We start from the raw sequence: 21865 nt of genomic DNA on the forward strand, positions 1-21865 counted from the left end.
GGACGGCACGGCGCCCGGCTCGGGGCTATTGCCGCTGCGTGCACGTCGGTGCCGCTGCGTGTGCGTCAGTCGAGCGCGGCGACCGCGGCCCGCAGGTCGTCGAACGCCCGGCGGGTGACGTCGGTGAGCGGCTGCCGGTCGGCCGGGTCGGCCCACCGGCCGAAGCCCTGGTCGAAGGCGCGGACGCCGAGTTCGGCGGCGAGGCTCGCGGTCGGTTCCGGCACACCGCGCGCGTGGAGCGCGTCGGTCATGGCCGTGGCCAGCCGGATGCCCTTGAACGCGGCGCGCTCCTGGAGCTCGCTGTTGGCGGCGATGACCGCCCGGAGCCGGATGCCGATCTCGCGCCGGTCCTCCGTGAAGGTGGCGGAGAGGGCGTCGAGGGCCGCGGTCACGGCCTGGAGGGGGGTGGCCGCGTCGGGGGCCGCGGCGATCGCGTCGGCCAGCACCCGGGTGTGGATCTCCTGGCCGGCGAACAGCACCTCCCGCTTGTCGGGGAAGTGCCGGAAGAAGGTGGTCTTGGTCAGCCCGGCCCGCTCGGCGATCTCGTTGACGGTGGTGGCCTCGTAGCCCTGCTCGACGAAGAGTTCGAGTGCGGCGCGCAGCAGTCGTTCGCGTGCGTTCGGTTCCCATCGGCCCATGGGCACAGCATAGGTGATGTGACTCGGTAACATCACCTGGTACGGTGACGTTACCAAGTCACATCACCTCGTCCGGTTCCGGCGGGGTGCCTCACCCTGGGAGGGGTCCTCATGCGTGTCTTCGTCACCGGCGCCAGCGGCCACATCGGCTCGGCCGTGGTGCCCGAACTGATCCAGGCCGGACACGAGGTCGTCGGGCTCGCCCGGTCCGACTCCTCGGCCGACGCCGTCAAGGCCATGGGCGCCGAGGTGCGCCGCGGCGACCTCCACGATCCGGCCGGACTGCGCGGGGCCGTGGCCGACGTGGACGCGGTCGTCCACCTCGCGTTCGACCACGCCGCCGCGTTCACCGGGGACTTCCCCGGCGCGGTGGCCACCGACCTGGCCGTGATACGGGCCTTCGGCGAAGCGCTGGCCGGTACGGGCAAGACCCTCATCGGCATCGGCGCCGCGCCCACCGGCGACGCCGCGATCGACGCCAACCCCCGCTCCGCCGCCGGGCGCGAGGTCGCCGGGTTGGCCGAGCGGGGTGTACGGGCCATGCTCGTCGCGGTCCCGTCGGTCACCCACAGCTCGCGGGACCGGGGCGGTTTCGTCCCCACGCTGATCAAGATCGCCCGCGACACGGGTGTCTCCGGCTACGTCGGTGACGGCGCCAACCGCTGGCCCGCCGGACACACCCTGGACGTCGCCCGCCTCTTCCGGCTGGCGCTGGAGAAGGCGCCGGCCGGGGCCCAGCTGTACGCCGCCGCCGAAGAGGGCATCACGGTGCGCGAGATCGCCGAGGCCGTCGGCCGCCGACTGGGCGTCCCGGCGGTGAGCATCCCGGCCGAGCAGGCGGCGGACCACTTCAAGGGCTTCCCGTTCATCACGATGGACCTCACGCTGCCCAACGCCGAGACGCGCAAGCTGCTGGACTGGGAGCCGGCCCACCCCGGCCTGATCGAAGACCTGGAGGGCGACCACTACTTCACCGAGAGCTGATCGCCGTACCGGGAACACCGGGAGACGGCGGGGTGGGCAGGCCCTGCCACCACGGTGTGGAGAACGTCTTCGGGAGGCAGTTCCGTCGACGCCCTGGGAGAGGCTGAGGGCGGGTCGGGGCGGCCGGTCGGGGCACCGCAAGGAGCATCGGACCGGTGGCCTGGTGCACTCCTGTGCGAGAGCGGACCGGTGGCGTCTGCATCGACCGGGTCCTGTGTCCTCGCAGGGCACGGTCTACGATCAACGCCGCCGAGTGCAAACCGCATACCGCTGGGGGACTTGGGGCTGTGGACGACCGGGATCTGATACTCGCTGACCGCTACCGCCTGGTGCGCCCGCTGGGGCGCGGCGGGATGGGGGAGGTGTGGGAGGCGCGGGACGCCAGGCTGCGGCGGCCGGTCGCGGTCAAGGTGATCTCGGTCCTCGCGGGTGGCGGCAGCCGGGCCGACGAGGCGCGCGCCCGGTTTCTGCGGGAGGCGCGGATCACCGCCGCGCTTCAGCATCCCCATATCGTGACCGTCCACGATCTCGGTGAGGCCACCACCGGCCAGGGCACGACGCCGTTCCTCGTGATGGAACTGCTCCGGGGCGAGGGCCTGGACGCCGTTGTCCGGCGCGGACCTGCCGGCGAGGAGGAGGTGGCGCGGTGGGGAACGCAGGTGTGCGACGCGCTGGGTGAGGCGCATGCCGCCGGCATCCTCCACCGCGACATCAAGCCCGCGAACCTGTTCGTCACGGCCGCGGGCAGCCTGAAGGTGCTCGACTTCGGGATCGCCCGCGCCGCCGACGCCTCGGCCACCGGTGACCGGCTGACCCAGACCGGGTTCATGGTGGGCACGGCCGCTTACATGGCGCCGGAGCAGGCGCGCGGGCGCCCGGAGCAGCGCAGCGACCTGTACTCCCTCGGGTGCGTGCTGTTCGAACTGCTCACCGGGCGGCTGCCGTTCGACGCCCCGGACACCCTCGGATATGTCACGGCGCACCTTCATGATCCGCCCCCCGCGCCGAGCAGCCTCGTGCCCGCCGTCTCCGCTCCGTGGGACCGTCTGATCGGCCGGCTGCTGGCCAAGGACCCGCGCGAGCGATACGAATCGGCCACCGTGCTCGCCGACGAGTTGCGGCGCTTCGACGGTGCGCGGCAGGCCGCCGTACCCGCGGTTCGCTACTCGCCCACCGTTGCCGACCGCCCGGAGCACGGGGCCGGTACGCCGTCTCCGGCTGCCACCGTGCATGACGATCCCGCGGCGGTACCCACGGTTCAGGCGTCTCCCGGGCCGCTCGGTGGAACAGGCATGAGCCGGCGCACCCTGCTCCAAAGGGGCGCGGGCGTCGCCGCGGTCGCGGTCGCCGGAGGGGCGGCGGCGATGTACCTGACCGGCGACCCCAAGCGGGATCCGGTCGCCTGGTCGCAGAAGATCGCAGACGTCGACGTGATCAACTCCGACGGTCCGGACGTCGTCCTGGCCGACGGCCGGTGCCATATGGCCGCCGGTCACTACTACAAGGAGACCGCCGCGCTCCACACCTTCGACCTCGCCACCGGTAAGCCGCTGTGGAAGGTGCCCCTCAACGCGGCCTGGGCCCGTCAGGCACGCTTCACGGTCGTCGGCGGCACGCTGCTCGCCCTGACCCAGGACTCCGACAACAGAGGCGGACAGGTGCACGCCTTCGACGCCGCCACCGGCGAGCGCCGGTGGCAGCGCTCGGTCTCCAACAGCACCATGGGGCTGGACGTGCACCGGCCCAGCGGCCTGCTGATCACCGGAGAGGACGGTCTGGTGACCGGAGTCGATCCGCGCACCGGCGACACGCGATGGGTGACCGACGCGTCCTCCCCCTACCAAGCCACCTGGACCCTGGCCGGCGACCTGATCCTCTGCACCGGCGGAGTCGCTGTGCTCGGCAAGACGGGCAAGACACTGTGGACACGCCCCGACTTCCTGCCGCACGGCGACCTGGCGCAGCCGGTGGGTGAGGGCCTGCTCTGCTACGAGGGCGGCAGGACAGTCCCCGTCGACCTCGTCTGCCGCAAGGCGGACACAGGTGAGGTGATGTGGCGGAGCCCGTTCCAGAAGACCGAACCGGACAACACCACAGATGCCTTCCAGCCGCTCGACGAGCTGGTGTCGGACACCACGGTTTTCCTTCCGCTGGCCGCGGGATCCCGCAACAGACCCACCGCACTGGACGGACTCACCGGCAAGCAGATCTGGACCCACGGCAGTACGTACCAAGAAATCGACCTGAAGGAACACGCGACGACCAGCGTGGCGGGCGGATTCGTGCTGCCCACGGGATCGGGACCGGTGTGCCTGGCCGCCGACGACGGCACACAACGGTGGCGGGCCGACACGCCGCGAGTGCAGACCACCGGCACCTACGCCCTGCTCTCCGGGACGGAGCAGGCGCGAGTGTTCCAGCGCTGGACCAGCGTGCGGATCGTCGAGGCGGAGCACGGCCGCACGCTCTGGACAGGCCGGTTCGACAGCACGGCCATGAGCGAACCTGCCGCGAGCGGCAACTCGGTCGTGGTCCTCGACGGCAGCGGCACACTGTGGGCGATGCGCGTGTGACCTTCGGCGCGGATCAATGCGCCGCAGCCCCACCGACGCCCTGATCCGGGGCGCGACGGGGCTTTCGCCGCAGCGTCCGCAGCGCACCCGGTCGGCCCTGTTCGGCGTGCGCCATCGAGCGGCGGGGACCATCACGTGTCCGGTGATCCGCGCGATGTGCCGACGGGACGGTGAGCGGATCGCCCCGACGCAGGAGCGAACCCCTGACTGAGACCCGGCACCCCGGTACCTGGTGTTCCGGTGACTGTCAGCGTTCGCTCGCCAGCGCCTCCCGCACCCCCGGTTCCCGGGGGCCGAGGAACCGGGGATCCGGTTCGACCACCGCGTCCAGCGCCGCCTTGCCCGCCGCGAAGATCTCGCGGACGCCGCCGTAGTACCAGGTGACGTCGCGCTCCTCGGCCACGCCGACGCCGTACGAGTCGATGCCCGCCGCCTCGCACAACGCCACCGCGCGCCGGATGTGGAAGTCCTGGCTGACCAGCACCGCCCGGTCCACGCCGAAGATCTTCTTCGCGCGGACGCAGGAGTCCCAGGTGTCGAAGCCCGCGTAGTCGCTGACGACGCGCCGGTCGGGCACGCCGTGCCGGGTCAGGTAGGCGCGCATCGCGTCCGGCTCGTCGTAGTCCGCACGGCTGTTGTCGCCGGTCACCAGGACCACGTCGATCCGGCCCGCCCGGTACAGCTCCGCCGCGGCGTCCAGCCGGTGCGCCAGGTACGGCGACGGCTCGCCGTGCCACAGGCCCGCGCCGAAGACGACCGCGACGTCGGCGCGCGGCACGTCGGCGAGGGGGCGCAGCCGGTCGGCCGTGGACAGGTGCAGCCAGGCGGCCGGGGCCAGCGCGAGCACACACCCGGCCACCACGCCCTGTAGCAGTCGCCGCTGTCCGGCTCGGGTGCGCGGCAGGCGCGGCCGGCGGATCCTCATGCGATGCCCCTCCCTCCCCAGGGTGGCGTTACCCTGGCGTTTCCCGACCTGGAGGACGCGGCGCACGGTCGTCCGGTTCGCCTCACGCCGCGCCGTCCGGAGGTGTGAACCGCCGGAAAACACCCGTGACCACCGTGCAACGGGCGTGCAACCTCCGGCAGCGAGGATCGCTCCATGACGGCGTCGAAACCCCCGCGCGACGAGTCCCCCATCCGCCCCGACCGCACCGCGCTCCGTACCTCATGAACCCGACCAGCAGGCTCCCGACCGGCAGCCACCCGACCGGTCCGCCCGACCTCCGTCCGCACGACGGCAGCCTCCGTCCGCACGACGGCAGCCTCCGTCCGCCCGGCGGCAGCCTCCGTCCGCCCGGCGGCAGCCTTCGTCCGCCCGGCGGCAGCCTTCGTCCGCCCGGCGGCAGCCTTCGTCCGCCCGGCGGCAGCCTTCGTCCGCCCGGCGGCAGCCTTCGTCCGCTCGACGGCAGCCGCCGCCCGGGACCGCCCGCCCTCGTCCTGGTGGCGCACGGCAGCCGCGACCCGCGCGCGCTGGACACCGTGCGCGCGATCATGGAACGGGTACGGCGGCTGCGTCCCGCCGTGCCGGTCCGGCTCGGGCACGTCGAACTGAACGAGCCGCTGCTCCCCGACACCCTCGCCGCCCTCGGGACCGCCCCGGCCGTGCTCGTGCCGCTGCTGCTCACCCGGGGCCACCACGTCAAACACGACCTGCCGGAGGCGATCGCCGCCACCGCGGCGCACGCGCGCGTGGCCGCGCCGCTCGGCCCGCACCCGCTGCTCGTGCAGACCCTGTACGACCGGCTCATGGAGGCCGGCTGGCCCGCCGGAGCGACCGAGGCCACCCGCCGTACCGACGCGGTCGTCCTCGCCGCCGCCGGCTCCCGGGACGCCGACTCCGCAGTCGACACCCGGCGCACCGCCCGCCTGCTCGCCGACCGCCTGGGCGTGCCCGTCGTCCCCGCCTACGCCTCGGCCGCGCGACCGACCGTGCCCACGGCGCTGCGGGCGCTGGCGGCCCGCGGCCGGGACCGGATCGCCGTGGCCTCCTGCTTCACCGCCCCCGGCCGTTTCGCCACCCAGTGCGCGCAGGCGGCCCCCTGGCTGGCGTCCGCCCCGCTGGGCGACCACCCGGCGCTCGCCCGTCTGGTCCTGCTCCGCTACGACCAGGCGCTGGCGGACCCGGCGACCGCGGCGGCCCTGGTGGCGCCGTCGGCCACGGAACCGGCGCCGGCGTCGGCGTGACACCGGCGACGGGGACGGTTCCCGGGGCGGCGCCCTGACGTGCCCCCAGGGGTGAGATCCCGTGGGGCGAGACCCCGTGGGGTGAGACCCCGACGTGCCCTGGGACGCAAAACCCTCACTCGCGGGCCGGCGCCACCGCACCTGACCGTGCGACCACACGCCCCGTGCGACCGCACCTGACCGTGCGACCACACGCCCCGTGCGACCGCACCTGACCGTGTACTCCACCCAACCCGTGCGACCGCGCACGACCGCGCGACCCGCGCTCCCGGCAACGCGCGGGCGCCCGGCAGCCATCCGAATGTCATGGTCGGCGCCTACTGTCGAAACATGGCTCCCGCACCCTCCGCCGCCTACGACTCCGCCCCTCAGGGCCCCGCCGACTCCGGCCCGGACACCGCCGCCTACGCGGCCTACGATCCGGCGTCGGCCGAGCGCTGGGCCCCCGAACCCGACAAGCGTCCGGGCCGCACCGCCTTCCAGCGGGACCGCGCGCGCGTACTGCACTCCGCGGCGCTGCGCCGTCTGGCCGGCAAGACCCAGGTGGTGACGCCCGGCAGCATGGGACCGGCCTGGGACGCCAGCCCGCGCACCCGGCTCACCCACTCCCTGGAGTGCGCCCAGGTCGGCCGGGAACTGGGCGCCACCCTGGGCTGCGACCCCGACCTGGTCGAGGCCGCCTGCCTCTCCCACGACCTGGGCCACCCGCCCTTCGGCCACAACGGCGAACAGGCCCTCAACGAGTTCGCGCGGGACTGCGGCGGCTTCGAGGGCAACGCCCAGTCCCTCAGACTGCTCACCCGTATCGAACCCAAGCGGTTCACCGCTGAGGGCTCCGTCGGCCTCAACCTCACCCGCGCCGCCCTCGACGCCGCGACCAAGTACCCCTGGCCGCGCGGCGCCCACCCCACCGACCCCGCCTCCCGCAAGTTCGGCGTGTACGAGGACGACCGGCCCGTCTTCGACTGGGTCCGCAAGGCCGCCCCGGGCACCCGTACCTGCTTCGAGGCCCAGGTCATGGACTGGTCCGACGACGTCGCGTACTCGGTGCACGACGTGGAGGACGGCCTGCACGCCGGCCACGTCGACCCCCGCGCGCTGCGCGCCGGGCCGGAGCGCCGCTCCGTGTGCGAGGTCGCCGTCGGCCGGTACGTGCCCGCGGACACCGACCCCGCCGAACTCGCCGCAGCGCTCGACCGGCTCCAGGACCAGGAGTGGTGGCCGCACGGCTACGACGGCACCGCGGTCGCCCAGGCCCGCCTCAAGGACGCCACCAGCCAGCTCATCGGCCGTTTCTGCCTGGCCGCCGAGGGCGCCACCCGGGCGGCCCACGGCAGCGGGCGGCTCACCCGCTACGGCGCCGAACTCGTCGTACCCCGGCAGACCCGGATGGAGTGCGCGGTCCTCAAGGCGGTCGCCGACCGGTTCGTGATGCAGCGCGCCGAGCAGGAACGGCTCCGCGCGGACCAGCGCGTCGTCGTCGCCGAACTGGCCGAGGCGCTCACCGCGCGGGCCCCCGAAGGGCTGGACCCGCAGTTCCGTGCCCTGTTCGAGGCGGCGCCCGGCGACAGCGCCCGCAAGCGGGTCGTCGTCGACCAGATCGCCTCCCTCACCGACGCCTCCGCGCGCTCGCTGCACGCGCGCCTGACCCGCCGGACGTGACCGACGGGTGAGACTGATGAGGTGCATTTCCACCCGGACGTGACCCTCCGTGGCCTGATCGGGTCACTACCCCTTCCCGGTTCACGCTCCGTGCGGGACGCTCGCATGTGGCGGCACGCTTACGAGGAGGCATCAAGTGGTCGACGCGGACCAGACGTTCGTCATCGTCGGAGGGGGCCTGGCCGGCGCCAAGGCGGCCGAGACACTCCGGTCGGAGGGCTTCAGCGGGCGGGTGATACTGATCTGCGACGAACGCGACCACCCCTATGAACGGCCCCCGCTGTCCAAGGGTTATCTGCTCGGCAAGGAGGAGCGCAGCAGCGTCTTCGTGCACGAGCCCACCTGGTACGCGCAGAACGACGTGGAACTGCACCTCGGACAGACGGTCGACGCGATCGACCGCGCCGCGAAGACCGTGCGCTTCGGCGACGACGGCACCATCGTCCGCTACGACAAGCTGCTCCTGGCCACCGGCGCGGAGCCGCGCCGCCTCGACATCCCCGGCACCGACCTCGTCGGCGTCCACCACCTGCGCCGCCTCCACCACGCCGAACGGCTCAAGGGCGTCCTCGGCCACCTGGGCCGGGACAACGGCCACCTGGTGATCGCGGGCGCCGGCTGGATCGGCCTGGAGGTCGCCGCCGCCGCGCGGGAGTACGGCGCCGAGGTCACCGTCGTGGAGCACGGGCCGACGCCGCTGCACCGGGTCCTCGGACCGGAACTCGGCATGATCTTCGCCGACCTGCACCGCGAACACGGGGTCCGCTTCCACTTCGGGGCCCGGCTGACCGAGATCACCGGCCAGGACGGCATGGTCCTCGCCGCCCGCACCGACGACGGCGAGGAACACCCCGCGCACGACGTCCTCGCCGCGATCGGCGCGGCCCCCCGCACCGGTCTGGCCGAGGCGGCGGGCCTGGAGATCGCCGACCGGGAGCACGGCGGCGGCATCGTCGTGGACGAGCGGCTGCGCACCTCCGACCCCGACATCTTCGCGGTCGGCGACGTGGCGGCCTTCCCGCTCGGACTCTTCGACACCCGGCTGCGGGTGGAGCACTGGGCGAACGCCCTCAACGGCGGCCCCAGCGCGGCCCGCGCCATGCTCGGCCAGGACGTCGTCTACGACCGCATGCCCTACTTCTTCACCGACCAGTACGACCTGGGCATGGAGTACAGCGGCTGGGCCCCGCCGGGCACCTACGACCAGGTGGTGATCCGCGGGGACGCGGGCAAGCGCGAGTTCATCGCGTTCTGGGTGAAGGAGGGGCGAGTGCTGGCCGGGATGAACGTGAATGTGTGGGACGTCACAGACCCCATCCAGCGGCTGATCCGCACCAAGGCCCGGGTGGACACCGAGGCGTTGGCCGACCCGCACGTCCCGCTGGACGGCCTCGTCCCCTAGGGCCCGGTCCGCCACCGTAGAATCACCGCGTGGCAGGACGGATCAACGACGAGGACGTGAAGGCGGTACGGGACGCGGTCCCGATCGACGCCGTGGTGTCCGAGTACCTCCAGCTGCGCAACGCCGGTGGCGGCAACCTGAAGGGCCTGTGCCCCTTCCACGACGAGAAGTCGCCGTCCTTCCAGGTCAGTCCGAGCAAGGGTCTCTTCCACTGCTTCGGCTGCCAGGAGGGCGGCGACACCATCACGTTCGTGATGAAGGTCGACCACCTCTCCTTCTCGGAGGCGGTGGAGCGCCTCGCCGCCCAGGCCGGCATCACCCTGCGCTACGAGGAGGGCGGGTACAACCCCGCGCACCAGCGCGGCGAGCGGATCCGCCTGGTCGAGGCGCACAAGGTCGCCGCTCAGTGGTACGCGGAACAGCTCGCCACCAGCCCCGAGGCTGACACCGGCCGGGTCTTCCTCGCCGAGCGCGGCTTCGACCAGGCGGCGGCCGTGCACTTCGGTGTCGGCTACAGCCCGCAGGGCTGGGACCACCTCACCCGCTATCTGCGCGGCCGGGGCTTCACCGACAAGGAACTGCTCCTGTCCGGCCTCTCCCAGGAGGGCCGCCGCGGCCCCATCGACCGGTTCCGCGGCCGGCTGATGTGGCCGATCCGGGACATCGGCGGCGAGGTCGTCGGCTTCGGCGCACGCAAGCTGTACGAGGCGGACACCGGCCCCAAGTACCTCAACACCCCCGAGACGGCGATCTACAAGAAAAGCCAGGTCCTGTACGGCATCGACCTGGCCAAGAAGGAGATCGCCAAGTCCAGCCGCGCGGTGGTCGTCGAGGGCTACACCGACGTCATGGCCTGCCACCTCGCCGGGGTCACCACGGCCATCGCCACCTGCGGCACGGCCTTCGGCGGCGACCACATCAAGATCCTGCGGCGCCTGCTGATGGACAACGGCTCGGCGCGGGTCATCTTCACCTTCGACGGCGACGCGGCGGGCCAGAAGGCCGCGCTGCGCGCCTTCGAGGACGACCAGAAGTTCGCCGCCGAGACGTACATCGCCGTCGCACCGGACGGCATGGACCCGTGCGAGCTGCGCCTGGCGAAGGGCGACGAGGCGGTCGCCGACCTGGCCGAACCCCGCACCCCGCTGTTCGAGTTCGCCCTCCGCCACATCGTCGCCCGCTACGACCTGGACACCCCGGCGGGCCGCGCGGCCGCCCTGGACGAGGCCGCGCCCGTCGTCGCCCGCATCAAGAACAGCGGCGCCCAGCACGAGGTCGCGGTCGAACTCGCGGGCATGCTCGGCATCCTGGACACCCAGTTCGTGGTCAAGCGGGTCGCCCAGCTGGCGCGCTGGGCGCGCGAGCGCGGCGGGAGCGGCCGGGCACCGGCGCCGGCCCGCGGCCCGCAGCAGCAGTACGAGGCGGCGGCCCCGCGCCGCACCGGCTCCGGCCCCGCCCTCACCCTGCGCAACCCGGTCTACGCCACCGAACGTGAACTGCTGAAACTCGCCCTGCAACGCCCTGAGCTGGTCTCCCCGGCGTTCGACGCGTACGGCGTCGACGAGTTCACCGCCGCCCCGTACGCGGCCGTCCGCGAGGCTGTCCTGGAGGCGGGCGGCGCCGAGCACGGCGTACAGGACCCGCAGGAGTACCTGCTCCGGGTGCGCGAGGCGGCCCAGGACGACACCGTGCGCGCGATGGTCACGGAACTGGCGGTCGAGACCATCCTGCGCCGCACGGTCGACGAGCTGTACGCGGGCGAACAACTGGTGACCGTCCGCCGCCGGGCGGTGGAGCGGCGGATCCAGGAGATCCAGATCACCGTGCGCCGCCTGGAAGCGGGCGGCGACCCCGCCCAGCTGGCCGCCGCCCGCAACGAGCTGTGGGTGCTCCAGCAGTACGACCAGGCCCTGAAGGTGCAGGGCGCGGCGGCGCTGTGAGGGTCAGTCCTGCGGGGGCTCGGGCGGCGTGATGCCGAGGTGGTCGAGGATCGCGGCCTGTCCGGCTGCGAGGGTCCGCAACATTTCGCTGTGATCGGCGAGAGCCTTGCCCTGTTCGACCTGCCCGGTCACGAGCGCTGCGAGCAGTTCGCTGTGCTCCTTCAGGGTCTTGCCGTGCTCCAACTGCGTGTCCCGCAAGGCCCGGATCACCTGCATGTCGGCCCGCCGCTGCACGTGTAGCGCGGCCACGTCACTGTCGGAGCCCACGGCGAGGTTACGCGTCGTGGGCTCCGCCACCACCTGGCTCACCTGAGCCTCCAGAGCCTCAAGACGCCGCCGCGGTTCCTCGATCTCGCCCATGCCGTCCATCCAGCCTCAGTTCCACGGGCCGCAGTCACTCCCGGCCCTCGATCCGATGACCGAACGAGCTGAGTAATCGCCCGGTCACGGACCGGACGCAAAAAGTCACCGCACGCCCCTCGTGGCAGAGATGTGTCGTACCCCACACTGGGGTGCGGTGCCTGAGTCCTCGGAGCGCGGCAGATCCGTCCCGCACGGGTCCTACATCCCCGCGGTTCCGCTCATCACGTACGGGACGGACAGCGGCGAGGCCGTCGACTCCGCCCCCGAAGTACCGCTGCCGTACGCCCGGCCAGCGATCATCCTGGAGGTCGCCCCCGTGCAGACCCAGACCCTCGCCCAGACCGAGCCGAGCACGACCGCGGTGCCGGAGGCGGTGCCGGACGCGGAGCCCGGTGTCATCGCGGCCGTGCCCGCGCAGAGCCGGGCCGCGCTGCACCCCGAGACGGAGCCGACGGCCCCGGCAGAACTCGGCGGGACACTCGCCGGGACAATCGCCGGGACAATCGCCGGGACGCCCGCGGCCGAGGCGCCGGAGTCCGGCGAACCACCCGCTGCCCGCGCCGAGTCCGGCGGCCCCACCTCGGACCTGTTCCGCCAGTACCTGCGTGAGATCGGCCGCATATCGCTGCTCACCGCGGCCGAGGAGGTCGAACTCGCCCGCCGGGTCGAGGCCGGACTCTTCGCCGAGGAGAGGCTCGGCAACACCCCCGGCGTGGACGAGGAGTTGGCCCTCGACCTGGACCGTCTGGTGGTCATGGGCCGGATGGCCAAGCGCCGGCTCATCGAGGCCAACCTGCGGCTCGTGGTCTCCGTCGCCAAGCGGTACATCGGCCGCGGACTGACCATGCTCGACCTCGTCCAGGAGGGGAACCTCGGCCTGATCCGCGCCGTGGAGAAGTTCGACTACGCCCGCGGCTACAAGTTCTCCACGTACGCCACCTGGTGGATCCGGCAGGCCATGTCCCGTGCGCTCGCCGACCAGGCCCGCACCATACGGGTGCCCGTGCACGTCGTCGAACTCATCAACCGGGTCGTCCGGGTGCAGCGCCGGATGCTCCAGGAACGCGGCCACGAACCCACCCCGGAAGAGGTGGCCGCCCACCTCGACCTGTCGCCGGAGCGGGTCGGCGAGGTGCTGCGGCTGGCCCAGGAACCGGTGTCGCTGCACGCGCCCGTCGGCGAGGAGGACGACGTCGCCCTCGGTGACCTCATCGAGGACGGCGACGCCGCGAGCCCCGTGGAATCGGCCGCCTTCCTGCTGCTCAGGGAGCATCTGGAGGCGGTGCTGTCGACGCTCGGGGAACGGGAGCGCAAGGTCGTCCAGCTCCGCTACGGGCTGGCCGACGGCCGCCCGCGCACCCTGGAGGAGATAGGGCGCATCTTCGGCGTCACCCGGGAACGGATCCGGCAGATCGAGTCCAAGACCCTGGGCAAGCTCCGCGACCACGCCTTCGCGGACCAACTGCGGGGCTACCTCGACTGAAAGGGGCCGCTCACCTGACGGTGAGCGGCCCCCGCGACGGTGTCGGGCCGGTCAGTCGACCTCGGCGACCGCCTGCGCGAACTGCGCCTTGTACAGCCGCGCGTACGCCCCGTCCGCCGCCAGCAGCTCGGTGTGCGCGCCCTGTTCGACGATCGAACCGTTCTCCATGACGAGGATGGTGTCCGCGTCCCGGATGGTGGAGAGCCGGTGGGCGATGACGAACGAGGTCCGGCCGTGCTGGAGCTTCGCCATCGCCTTCTGGATCAGCACCTCGGTACGGGTGTCGACGGAGCTGGTCGCCTCGTCGAGCACCAGGATCACCGGGTCGGACAGGAACGCCCGCGCGATGGTGATGAGCTGCTTCTCCCCCGCGCTGACGCCCGTGCCCTCGTCGTCGATCACGGTGTCGTAGCCGTCCGGCAGGGTGCGTACGAACCGGTCGGCGTGGGCCGCCCGCGCCGCCTCCTCGATCTCGCCCCGGGTGACCTCGCGGGCCGCGCCGTACGCGATGTTGTCCGCGATCGTGCCGCCGAACAGCCAGGTGTCCTGGAGCACCATGCCGATGCCGGACCGCAGTTCGTCCCGGGACATCCTCGCGATGTCGACGCCGTCGAGGGTGATGCGCCCGCCGGACACGTCGTAGAACCGCATGAGCAGGTTGACCAGCGTGGTCTTGCCCGCGCCGGTCGGGCCGACGATGGCGACCGTGTGGCCGGGCTCCACCGTCAGCGACAGGTCCTCGATCAGCGGCTTGTCCGGGTCGTAGCGGAAGGACACGTCCTCCAGCGCCACCCGGCCGCGCAGCTCGGCCGGCCGCTCGCCGGGCACCGGATCCGCCTCCTGTTCCTCCGCGTCCAGGAGTTCGAAGATCCGCTCGGCGGAGGCGACACCGGACTGCACCAGGTTCGCCATCGAGGCGACCTGGGTCAGCGGCATCGAGAACTGCCGCGAGTACTGGATGAAAGCCTGCACGTCACCGATCGACAGCGAGCCGGAGGCGACCCTGAGCCCGCCGACCACGGCGACCAGCACGTAGTTCAGGTTCGACACGAACATCATCAGCGGCTGCATCACCCCGCTGTTGAACTGCGCCTTGAACCCGGCCTCGTACAGCGCCTCGTTCTGCTCGGCGAACTGCTTCGCCGACTCCTCCTGCCGCCCGAACACCTTCACCAGGGTGTGCCCGGTGTACATCTCCTCGACGTGCGCGTTCAGCTTGCCGGTGGAGCGCCACTGCTGCACGAAGTGCGGCTGCGAGCGCTTGCCGACCCTGGTGGCGACGACGAACGACAGCGGCACGGTGACCAGCGCGACCAGCGCCAGCAGCCACGACACCCAGAACATCACCACCAGCACGCCGACGATGGTGAGCACCGAGTTGATCAGCTGCCCCATCGACTGCTGGAGCGTCTGCCCGATGTTGTCGATGTCGTTGGTGGCACGGGAGAGCACCTCGCCGCGCTGGCGCTTGTCGAAGTACGACAGCGGCAGCCGCGACAGCTTCGTCTGCACGTCCTCGCGCATCCGGTACATCGTCCGGTTGACGGCCCGGTTCACCAGCCGCGTCACCACGGCCATCAGCAGACCGGCCACCAGGAAGGTGACCAGCGCGAACAGCAGGACCTTGCCGACGGCGTCGAAGTCGATGCCCTTGCCGGGCGTGAAGTCGGTGCTTTTCAGCATGTCCGCGACGGTGCCCTCGCCCCGCTCGCGCATCGACTGGAGCACCTGCTCCTTGGTGGTCCCGGCCGGCATCTGGCGGCCGATGATGCCCGCGAAGACCAGGTCGGTGGCCTTGCCGAGGATCTTCGGACCGATCACGCTGAGCGTCACGCTCACGACCGTGCACAGCAGCATGACGTAGAGCATGAGGCGCTCGGGCCGGAACCGGGCGATGAGCCGTCTGCTCGACGCCTTGAAGTCCATCGACCGCTGGTCCGGAGCACCGGCCGTCATGCGTCCCATGGGCCCGGCCATCAGGCAGCCTCCGCTTCCGTGAGCTGGGAGAGCACGATCTCCCGGTACGTCTCGTTGTCCGCCATCAGCTCGTGGTGGCGGCCGGTGCCGACGACCCGGCCCTCGTCCAGGACCACGATCCGGTCGGCGTCCCGGATGGTCGCCACCCGCTGGGCGACGATCACCACGGTGGCCGCCGAGGTCTCCCGGCCGAGCGCGGCGCGCAGGGCCGCGTCGGTGGCGTAGTCGAGGGCGGAGAAGGAGTCGTCGAAGAGGTAGATCTCCGGGCGCTGCACGAGGGTGCGGGCGATGGCCAGCCGCTGGCGCTGACCGCCGGAGACATTGGTGCCGCCCTGCGCGATCGGCGCGTCGAGGCCGCCCTCCAGCTTCTGCACGAAGTCCTTGGCCTGCGCCACCTCCAGCGCCTGCCACAGCTCCTCGTCGGTGGCGTCCGGATTGCCGTAGCGCAGGTTGGTGGCGACGGTGCCGGCGAACAGGTACGGCTTCTGCGGCACCAGCCCGACCGTCTTCGCGAGCAGTGCCGGATCGACGCTCGCCACGTCCACGCCGTCCACCAGCACCTCGCCGTCGGTGGCGTCGAACAGCCGCGGGACCAGCCCGAGCAGCGTCGACTTGCCGCTGCCCGTGGAGCCGATCACGGCGGTCGTCTCGCCCGGCCGGGCCACCAGGTCGATGGATCTCAGCACCGGCTCCTCGGCACCCGGATAGCGGAACCCGGCCCCGCGGATCTCCAGATGCCCGTGCCGGCGCAACTCCGTGACCGGCGCCGTCGGCGGCACCACGCTGGACTCGGTCCCCAGGACCTCCTCGATGCGCTCGGCGCAGACCTCCGCGCGCGGGACCATCATGAACATGAAGGTGGCCATCATCACGGACATGACGATCTGCATCAGATAGGCGAGGAACGCGGTCAGGTCGCCGATCTGCATCCCGCCGCTGTCGATGCGGTGCGCGCCGAACCACACCACGGCGATCGAGGACACGTTCACCACGGTCATGACGATCGGGAACATCAGCGCCAGCATCCGCCCGGTGGCCAACTGCATCTCGGTCAGGTCGCCGTTGGCCTTGCCGAACCGGCCCTGCTCGTACTCGTCCCGGACGAAGGCGCGGATGACCCGGTTGCCGGTGATCTGCTCGCGCAGCACCTGGTTCACCGTGTCCAACCGCGTCTGCATGGACCGGAACAGCGGACGCAGCCGGCGCACGATCAGCGTCACACAGATGCCCAGCACCGGTACGACCGCGACCAGGACCCCCGACAGGGGAACGTCCAGGCCGAGCGCCAGGATGATGCCGCCCACGCACATGATGGGCGCGGACACCATCAGCGTGAACGTCAGCAGTACCAGCATCTGGACCTGCTGCACGTCGTTCGTCGTACGGGTGATGAGCGACGGCGCGCCGAAGTGGCCGACCTCACGCGCGGAGAAGGACTGCACCTTGTCGAAGATGCCGGCCCGCACGTCCCGGCCGAGCGCGGACGCGGTCCGCGCGCCGTAGTAGACGGCGCCCATGTTGCACACGACCTGGGCGAGTGAAATGCCGATCATCAGCGCGCCGAAGGACAGGATGTAACCCGTGTCACCCTTCACGACGCCGTTGTCGATGATGTGCGCGTTGAGCGTGGGCAGGTAGAGGGTGGCGCAGGTCTGCAGGAGTTGCAGCAGCACCAGGAGGACTATCGGTTTTTTGTAGGGCCTCAGATAGGTTCGCAGAAGTCGTATGAGCACGCTGGGTCTCTCGGAGTCGGCGGTGGACGGGTCGGTGCGCCCTTCGCCCCTATCGTCGGACACTCCACCCGCGTTACCTCAACCGATTAATCCAGTTGCGGCACCGACTCAGGTCGAGAATGGGCAAAGTCCACCCCCTACGCCGGAAATGCCCCGGGGTGGAGCTGCTCCCGTACCGATACGAACTGCTGCCGCACCGCCTGCCCCACGGCCAGGTCGTCACCCGGCTCCAAGGTCTGTGCCTCCGCGTCCTGCCAGACCGGCGGGGTACGCGGATCGAGCGTGCCCTGGGACACGCCCAGCGCCCAGGCGGCCTGCCGGGCGGCGCCGATCGCGGCGTAGTCGGCCGGGCGCACCACCACGACCTGCGTGCCGAACAGCGAGGGCGCCGCGGCCTGCACCGCGGGCAGTTCCGCCGCCGCCCCGAGCAGGAAGACCCGCCGCACCTCCACGCCCCGCCCGCGCAGCACGTCCAGCGCGTCCGCGAGACCGCACAGCATGCCCTCGAAGGCGGCCCGCGCCAGGTGCTCCGGCTTCATCGACTCCCGCCGCAGACCCGCCAGGGTCCCGGCGGTGTGCGGCAGCTGCGGGGTCCGCTCGCCCTCCAGGTAGGGCAGCAGCACCAGCCCGTGCGCCCCCGGCGTCGACTTCGTCGCCAGCTCCGACAGGGCGTCCAGGCCGTCCAGGCCGAGCAGTTCGGCGGTGCCGCGCAGGGCCCGTACGGCGTTCAGGGTGGTGACGACCGGCAGGTGCAGGCCGGTGGCGTCGGCGAGCGAGGTGATCATCCCGGACTGGTCGGCGAGCGCCTCGGGATGGACGGCCATCACCGAGCCGGAGGCGCCCAGCGACACCACCGCGTCACCCAGTCCGATGCCCAGCCCGAAGGCGGCGGCCATCGTCTCGCCGGTACCGGCGGAGATCAGCAGCCCCTCGGGTGTCCGGCCGGCCGCGTCCGCCGGACCGATCACTTCGGGGAGCGCGGCCTGATGACCCAGCGCCAGCTCGACCAGGTCGGGCCGGTAGGCACCGGTGGCCGCGGACCAGTAGCCGGTCCCGGAGGCCCCGCCCCGGTCGGTGGTCCGCTGGGCCGGCCGGCCCAGCAACTGCCACACCAGCCAGTCGTGGGCCTGGAGCAGCAGCGCGGTGCGCCGGGCGTTGTCGGCTTCGCTCCTGGCGAGCCAGCGCAGTTTGGTCACGGGCTGCGCGGCCTGCGGCACACTGCCCACCGCCTGCGCCCACGCCTCCCGGCCGCCGAGCGCGTCGACCAGGTCCGCCGCCGCGACCTGCGCCCGCTTGTCGCCGCCCACCAGCGCGGGTCGCACCGTGTTGCCCTGTGCGTCGAGCGGGATCAGCGCGTTCTGCTGCGCGGACACGCCGATCGCCTGAACGCCCTCCAGCAGCCCGCCGCCGGCCGCCTCCCCGAGGGAGAGCAGCCACGCCTGCGGGTCGATGTCGGAGGGGCGCCCACCGTCGGCGTTCTCCACGGGGTGCGGCGCATAGCCCTGCCGGAGCACGGCTCCCGTGTCCGTGTCGCAGACGACGATGCGCGTGAAATCGGGCGAGCTGTCCAGGCCGGCGACTATCCCCATGGACCGAATTCTGCCGTATCGCTGCGCTTGCTTCGGCCGGGGGCGGTGGGGTGGGGGTGTCGTGGGGGCGAGGGAGTGGTGTGGGGATACGGCTGTCGTGCCGGGTGCGGGTGGGTTGTGGCTGGTTGCGCGGTTCCCCGCGCCCCTGGAGGTGTGGGGTGCGGCTTTTGTGTCGGGTGTGGGTGGGTCGTGGCCGCGCGGTTCCCCGCGCCCCTGGGGTGGGTCGCGGGGGTTGTGCCCGGTGCGGGTGGGGAGTGGTCGGGTGCGCAGTACCCCCGCGGCCCCGGTGGGGTGCGCACTACCCCCGCGGCCCCGGTGGCTAGGTGTTGCTGGTGCCCCAGTCGTCCTCGCCGGAGGTGGCGGTGGTGCGGTCGCGGAGGGTGCGGACCCGGTGGGCCACCGAGTCGGGCATGCGGTCGCCGACCTTGTCGCTCACCGTGTGCAGCGCCCGGCCCGCGATCTGCCGCCCCTGCTGGGCCGCGGTCTCCGCGGTGTTGCGGACGGCGGGGTTCTGCGCGAACTGCCGAGCGGACTTCTTCAGCTGCTCGTAGCGCTCGCGGCCGGCCCTGGTGCCCAGTACGTAACCCAGGGCGAGTCCTGCGACGAATGTGAGCCGGTAGCGCATGGCGGCCACCCTTCCCTTGCATAGGTCTGCTGGTGCGGCATTCGGCGCAGGAGACTACCGATTGGCGGAGCACCCCCCTGCTTGCGCTAATCTATGTGTCGCAGCGAGCGCGCGCCCCCTGGCGGATACCCGGGTGGGTACGTTCGATGCAACGAGGCATTCCTCCGTAGCTCAATTGGCAGAGCAGCCGGCTGTTAACCGGCAGGTTACTGGTTCGAGTCCAGTCGGGGGAGCTCGGTCCTCCGTAGCTCAATTGGCAGAGCAGCCGGCTGTTAACCGGCAGGTTACTGGTTCGAGTCCAGTCGGGGGAGCATGCTGAACGAGGACCCCATAGGGGTCCTTTTTCATGTCTGTTCCGCGTCCCGGGAACCGTCCGGTCCGAAGGGGAGTCCTCAAGGTCATGTAGAGCCGACCAGCCGAGGCAGGAGATCGTATGAGCGGCTATGCTGCGGCAGACGGCGCGCACACTTGTACGCGACACGCCGCTATGGGGCGGTAGCTCAGCCGGTTAGAGCAGCGGACTCATAATCCGTCGGCCGTGGGTTCGAGTCCCACCCGCCCCACCACCGCACGTGCAGCAGGACCGTTTCTAGCTGCGGAAACGTAGGAGTGGGGGCTGCCACGCCAGCGCCGCGGTTCCCGTTCATTCGTTCAGTCCAAGATCCTGGGCACCGGCAGGGGGCCCGCGGGGGACGTGCGGCCGGACCGGTGCGCGGAGGCCGCCGCGCGGCCGGGTCCGGCGGGGCCGTCCGGTCGGCGTGATCCTGCCGAGGGGCCGGAGCCGGGCCCGGGTCCGCACCCCGACGGACCAGAAGCCACCCGCCGACCGCCTGGCGTCCTGAACGGCGAGGACGGCCGCCCCGATCCGTGGCCGCGTCCCCGTCCGGGGCCGTTGCTGCAGTCGGCCGTTCTCCCTTCGGGTGAACCCGTACGAACCGCGGGCGAAGTCCGTCATCTCCCGCAGTGGTTGAACGGGGCGTCGACCAGGACCGGGTCCGGGGAGCGCAGGGCCGAGTGGAGCAGGTCGGTGAGCGCGGTGGCGTCGGTGGCACGCTCGGCGCGGACGCCGTAACCGGCTGCGAGGGCGATGTGGTCGATGCCGGGCAGGTCGAGGCCGGGGGAGTCGGGGGTGTTCAGGAGGCGGCCGAAGTCCTTGAGGACGGCGTACGCGCCGTTGTTGACGATCAGCCAGGTCACGGGGAGGTTCAGCTGGGCCGCGGTCCACAGGGCGGGGAGGGTGTACTGGGCGGAACCGTCGCCCACGACGGCCAGGACCGGAGCGCCGGGGCGGGCGAGCTGGACGCCGACGGCGGCGGACATGCCGAAACCGAGTCCTCCGCCGCCGGGACCGAACCACTGAGCGGGCCGGGTGACGGGCATGCGCTGCCACAGCGCCGCCTCGATGACGGGGCATTCCCAGACGACCGTGGTGTCGTCCGGCATGACCCGCGCGACGATGTCCGCGATCACCTCCGGGCCCAGACCCGGTCCCCGGGCCGGCTCGGGCGCCGCGAGCGGCTCCGGCGCGGGGCGGTCGGCCTGCGGGAGCGTGTCGAGGAGCCGGCGCAGGACCAGCGCCGGGTCGCCGAGGACCGCGTCGCCGACCGGGGCGCGGGCGATCGCGTCGGTGTCCGCGGTGACCAGCACCAGCTGTGCGCCGTCGGGGACGACGGGGCCGGGCAGGTACGGGTGGTAGCGGAACACCGGCGCGCCGACGACCAGCACGAGGTCGTGGCCGTCCAACTGCCGCGCGAGGGGTGCCAGGCCCGGGGTGAGCAGGCCGCGGAAGGCCGGGTGCCGGGTCGGGAAGGCGCACCGGTAGGGCGAGGGGGCGTGCCAGACGGGCAGGGCACGGCGCTCGGCGAGCCGGACCGCGAGGTCGAAGCCGCCGCAGGCGTCGGTGTCCTCCCCCACGACCAGCACGGGGTTGCGGGCCTGCGTCAACCGCTCGGCGAGCCGGGCCAGGGCCTCGGGGTCGGCCGCCGAGCGGGTGGCGATCGTCCGGCGGCCCAGCAGCCGGACCGCTCCGGCGTCGTCGGCCGGGGCCGCCCAGTCGTCGAGGGGTACGGAGACGAAGGTCGGCCCGGACCGGGGCAGCACCGCGAGCCGGGCAGCCCGCGCCAGCGCGGCGGGCACGTCCTGCGGCCGGGCGGGTTCCCAGCTGCCCTTGACCAGCGGGCGGGGCTGGACGGTGGCGTCGACGATCGTCAGCAGCGGTTCCACCGGCAGCGCCGCGCGTACCTGCTGCCCGGAGGTCAGCACCAGCGGCGAGCCAGCCGTACGAGCGTTCACCAGCATCCCCTGGGCATTGCCCAGCCCGGCCGACGCGTGCAGATTCACCAGGGTGGCACGGCCCGTCACCTGCGCGTATCCGTCGGCCATGCCCAGTACGGCGGCCTCTTGCAGGCCCTCGACATAGCGGAATCCCGCGGGCAGCCCGTCCAGGAACGGCAGCTCGTTCGACCCGGGATTGCCGAACACCGTCGTCATGCCCAGCGAGCGCAACAGCTCGAAGCTGCACTCCCGTACCGTCGCCATCACGTCTCCCGCACAGCCAGGCCGTCCGGGGCCGCCCGCCCGAAGAATCCGTGGAACCGTGGCTCCGGCGGAGGGCCGTCGAAGGAGCTTGTCGACCACCTCCTCGACATGACTCAGAGTAACCGGCGAGGAGACGCGTTGCATCTTCTGAGCAGCGGCCGGCAACGGCTGGCG

General features: G+C 72.2%; 15 protein-coding genes and 3 tRNA genes. 10 read left to right on the plus strand and 8 right to left on the minus strand.

Features of this window, described 5'->3' with window-relative positions:
- Positions 1-65: 65 nt before the first annotated feature.
- On the minus strand, positions 66-638 hold the full coding sequence (locus ACFC09_RS23520) for a TetR/AcrR family transcriptional regulator (protein ID WP_376531557.1): 573 nt from the start codon (positions 636-638) through the stop codon (positions 66-68).
- A gap of 111 nt (positions 639-749) precedes the next feature.
- On the opposite strand from ACFC09_RS23520, the gene ACFC09_RS23525 reads away from it, so the two are divergent.
- Together ACFC09_RS23525 and ACFC09_RS23530 are read left to right on the plus strand one after the other, a co-directional pair.
- On the plus strand, positions 750-1622 hold the full coding sequence (locus tag ACFC09_RS23525) for an SDR family oxidoreductase (protein WP_376531559.1): 873 nt from the start codon (positions 750-752) through the stop codon (positions 1620-1622).
- A 287-nt stretch (positions 1623-1909) separates the two neighbouring features.
- On the plus strand, positions 1910-4195 hold the full coding sequence (locus ACFC09_RS23530; RefSeq protein ID WP_376531561.1) for a PQQ-binding-like beta-propeller repeat protein: 2286 nt from the start codon (positions 1910-1912) through the stop codon (positions 4193-4195).
- A 247-nt stretch (positions 4196-4442) separates the two neighbouring features.
- Here ACFC09_RS23530 and ACFC09_RS23535 read toward each other — a convergent pair whose 3' ends face one another.
- A complete protein-coding gene (locus tag ACFC09_RS23535) occupies positions 4443-5120 on the minus strand; it encodes a vancomycin high temperature exclusion protein (RefSeq protein WP_376531563.1) in 678 nt (225 codons plus the stop codon).
- Between the two features lie 242 nt (positions 5121-5362).
- On the opposite strand from ACFC09_RS23535, the gene ACFC09_RS23540 reads away from it, so the two are divergent.
- From ACFC09_RS23540 to dnaG, 4 genes are all read left to right on the plus strand, one after another.
- Positions 5363-6379 carry a sirohydrochlorin chelatase gene (locus ACFC09_RS23540; RefSeq protein WP_376531565.1) on the plus strand — a complete coding sequence of 339 codons (1017 nt, stop codon included), beginning with the start codon at positions 5363-5365 and terminating at the stop codon, positions 6377-6379.
- A gap of 330 nt (positions 6380-6709) precedes the next feature.
- Positions 6710-8041, plus strand: a complete 1332-nt coding sequence (locus ACFC09_RS23545) for a deoxyguanosinetriphosphate triphosphohydrolase (protein ID WP_376531567.1) — start codon at positions 6710-6712, stop codon at positions 8039-8041.
- Between the two features lie 136 nt (positions 8042-8177).
- On the plus strand, positions 8178-9443 hold the full coding sequence (locus ACFC09_RS23550; protein WP_376531569.1) for an NAD(P)/FAD-dependent oxidoreductase: 1266 nt from the start codon (positions 8178-8180) through the stop codon (positions 9441-9443).
- A gap of 29 nt (positions 9444-9472) precedes the next feature.
- The gene (gene dnaG, locus ACFC09_RS23555) at positions 9473-11383 is read left to right on the plus strand and encodes a DNA primase (protein WP_376531571.1); all 1911 of its coding nucleotides are present in this window, start codon (positions 9473-9475) and stop codon (positions 11381-11383) included.
- A gap of 3 nt (positions 11384-11386) precedes the next feature.
- Here the strand turns inward: dnaG and ACFC09_RS23560 are convergent, their stop codons facing one another.
- Positions 11387-11743, minus strand: a complete 357-nt coding sequence (locus tag ACFC09_RS23560) for a hypothetical protein (RefSeq protein ID WP_376531573.1) — start codon at positions 11741-11743, stop codon at positions 11387-11389.
- Positions 11744-11900: 157 nt separating this feature from the next.
- Between ACFC09_RS23560 and ACFC09_RS23565 the strand changes: the two genes are divergently transcribed.
- Complete coding sequence (locus ACFC09_RS23565; protein ID WP_376531575.1) at positions 11901-13229, plus strand: sigma-70 family RNA polymerase sigma factor; 1329 nt, start codon at positions 11901-11903, stop codon at positions 13227-13229.
- Positions 13230-13280: 51 nt separating this feature from the next.
- On the opposite strand, the gene ACFC09_RS23570 is transcribed toward ACFC09_RS23565, so the two are convergent.
- The 4 genes from ACFC09_RS23570 to ACFC09_RS23585 form a co-directional block, all read right to left on the minus strand.
- Positions 13281-15206: an ABC transporter ATP-binding protein gene (locus ACFC09_RS23570; RefSeq protein ID WP_376531577.1), complete on the minus strand. Its 1926-nt coding sequence runs from the start codon at positions 15204-15206 to the stop codon at positions 13281-13283.
- Positions 15206-16939 carry an ABC transporter ATP-binding protein gene (locus ACFC09_RS23575; protein WP_376531579.1) on the minus strand — a complete coding sequence of 578 codons (1734 nt, stop codon included), beginning with the start codon at positions 16937-16939 and terminating at the stop codon, positions 15206-15208. The genes ACFC09_RS23570 and ACFC09_RS23575 overlap by 1 nt, the downstream gene beginning before the upstream one ends.
- A gap of 137 nt (positions 16940-17076) precedes the next feature.
- Positions 17077-18528, minus strand: coding sequence for an FGGY family carbohydrate kinase (locus ACFC09_RS23580; RefSeq protein WP_376531581.1), 1452 nt, complete (start codon positions 18526-18528; stop codon positions 17077-17079).
- Positions 18529-18847: 319 nt separating this feature from the next.
- Complete coding sequence (locus tag ACFC09_RS23585) at positions 18848-19153, minus strand: YtxH domain-containing protein (protein ID WP_376531583.1); 306 nt, start codon at positions 19151-19153, stop codon at positions 18848-18850.
- Between the two features lie 160 nt (positions 19154-19313).
- Between ACFC09_RS23585 and ACFC09_RS23590 the strand changes: the two genes are divergently transcribed.
- The 3 genes from ACFC09_RS23590 to ACFC09_RS23600 all read left to right on the plus strand — a co-directional run bounded on the left by ACFC09_RS23590 (position 19314) and on the right by ACFC09_RS23600 (position 19719).
- Positions 19314-19386: transfer RNA gene (locus tag ACFC09_RS23590), tRNA-Asn, on the plus strand.
- Positions 19387-19391: 5 nt separating this feature from the next.
- Positions 19392-19464: transfer RNA gene (locus ACFC09_RS23595), tRNA-Asn, on the plus strand.
- A 178-nt stretch (positions 19465-19642) separates the two neighbouring features.
- A tRNA-Ile gene (locus ACFC09_RS23600) sits at positions 19643-19719 on the plus strand.
- A gap of 385 nt (positions 19720-20104) precedes the next feature.
- Here ACFC09_RS23600 and mdlC read toward each other — a convergent pair.
- Positions 20105-21691 carry a benzoylformate decarboxylase gene (mdlC, locus tag ACFC09_RS23605; RefSeq protein WP_376531586.1) on the minus strand — a complete coding sequence of 529 codons (1587 nt, stop codon included), beginning with the start codon at positions 21689-21691 and terminating at the stop codon, positions 20105-20107.
- Positions 21692-21865 lie beyond the last annotated feature (174 nt).

Origin of the sequence: Streptomyces sp. NPDC056161 (assembly GCF_042268025.1) — a bacterium.
GTDB lineage: Bacteria > Actinomycetota > Actinomycetes > Streptomycetales > Streptomycetaceae > Streptomyces.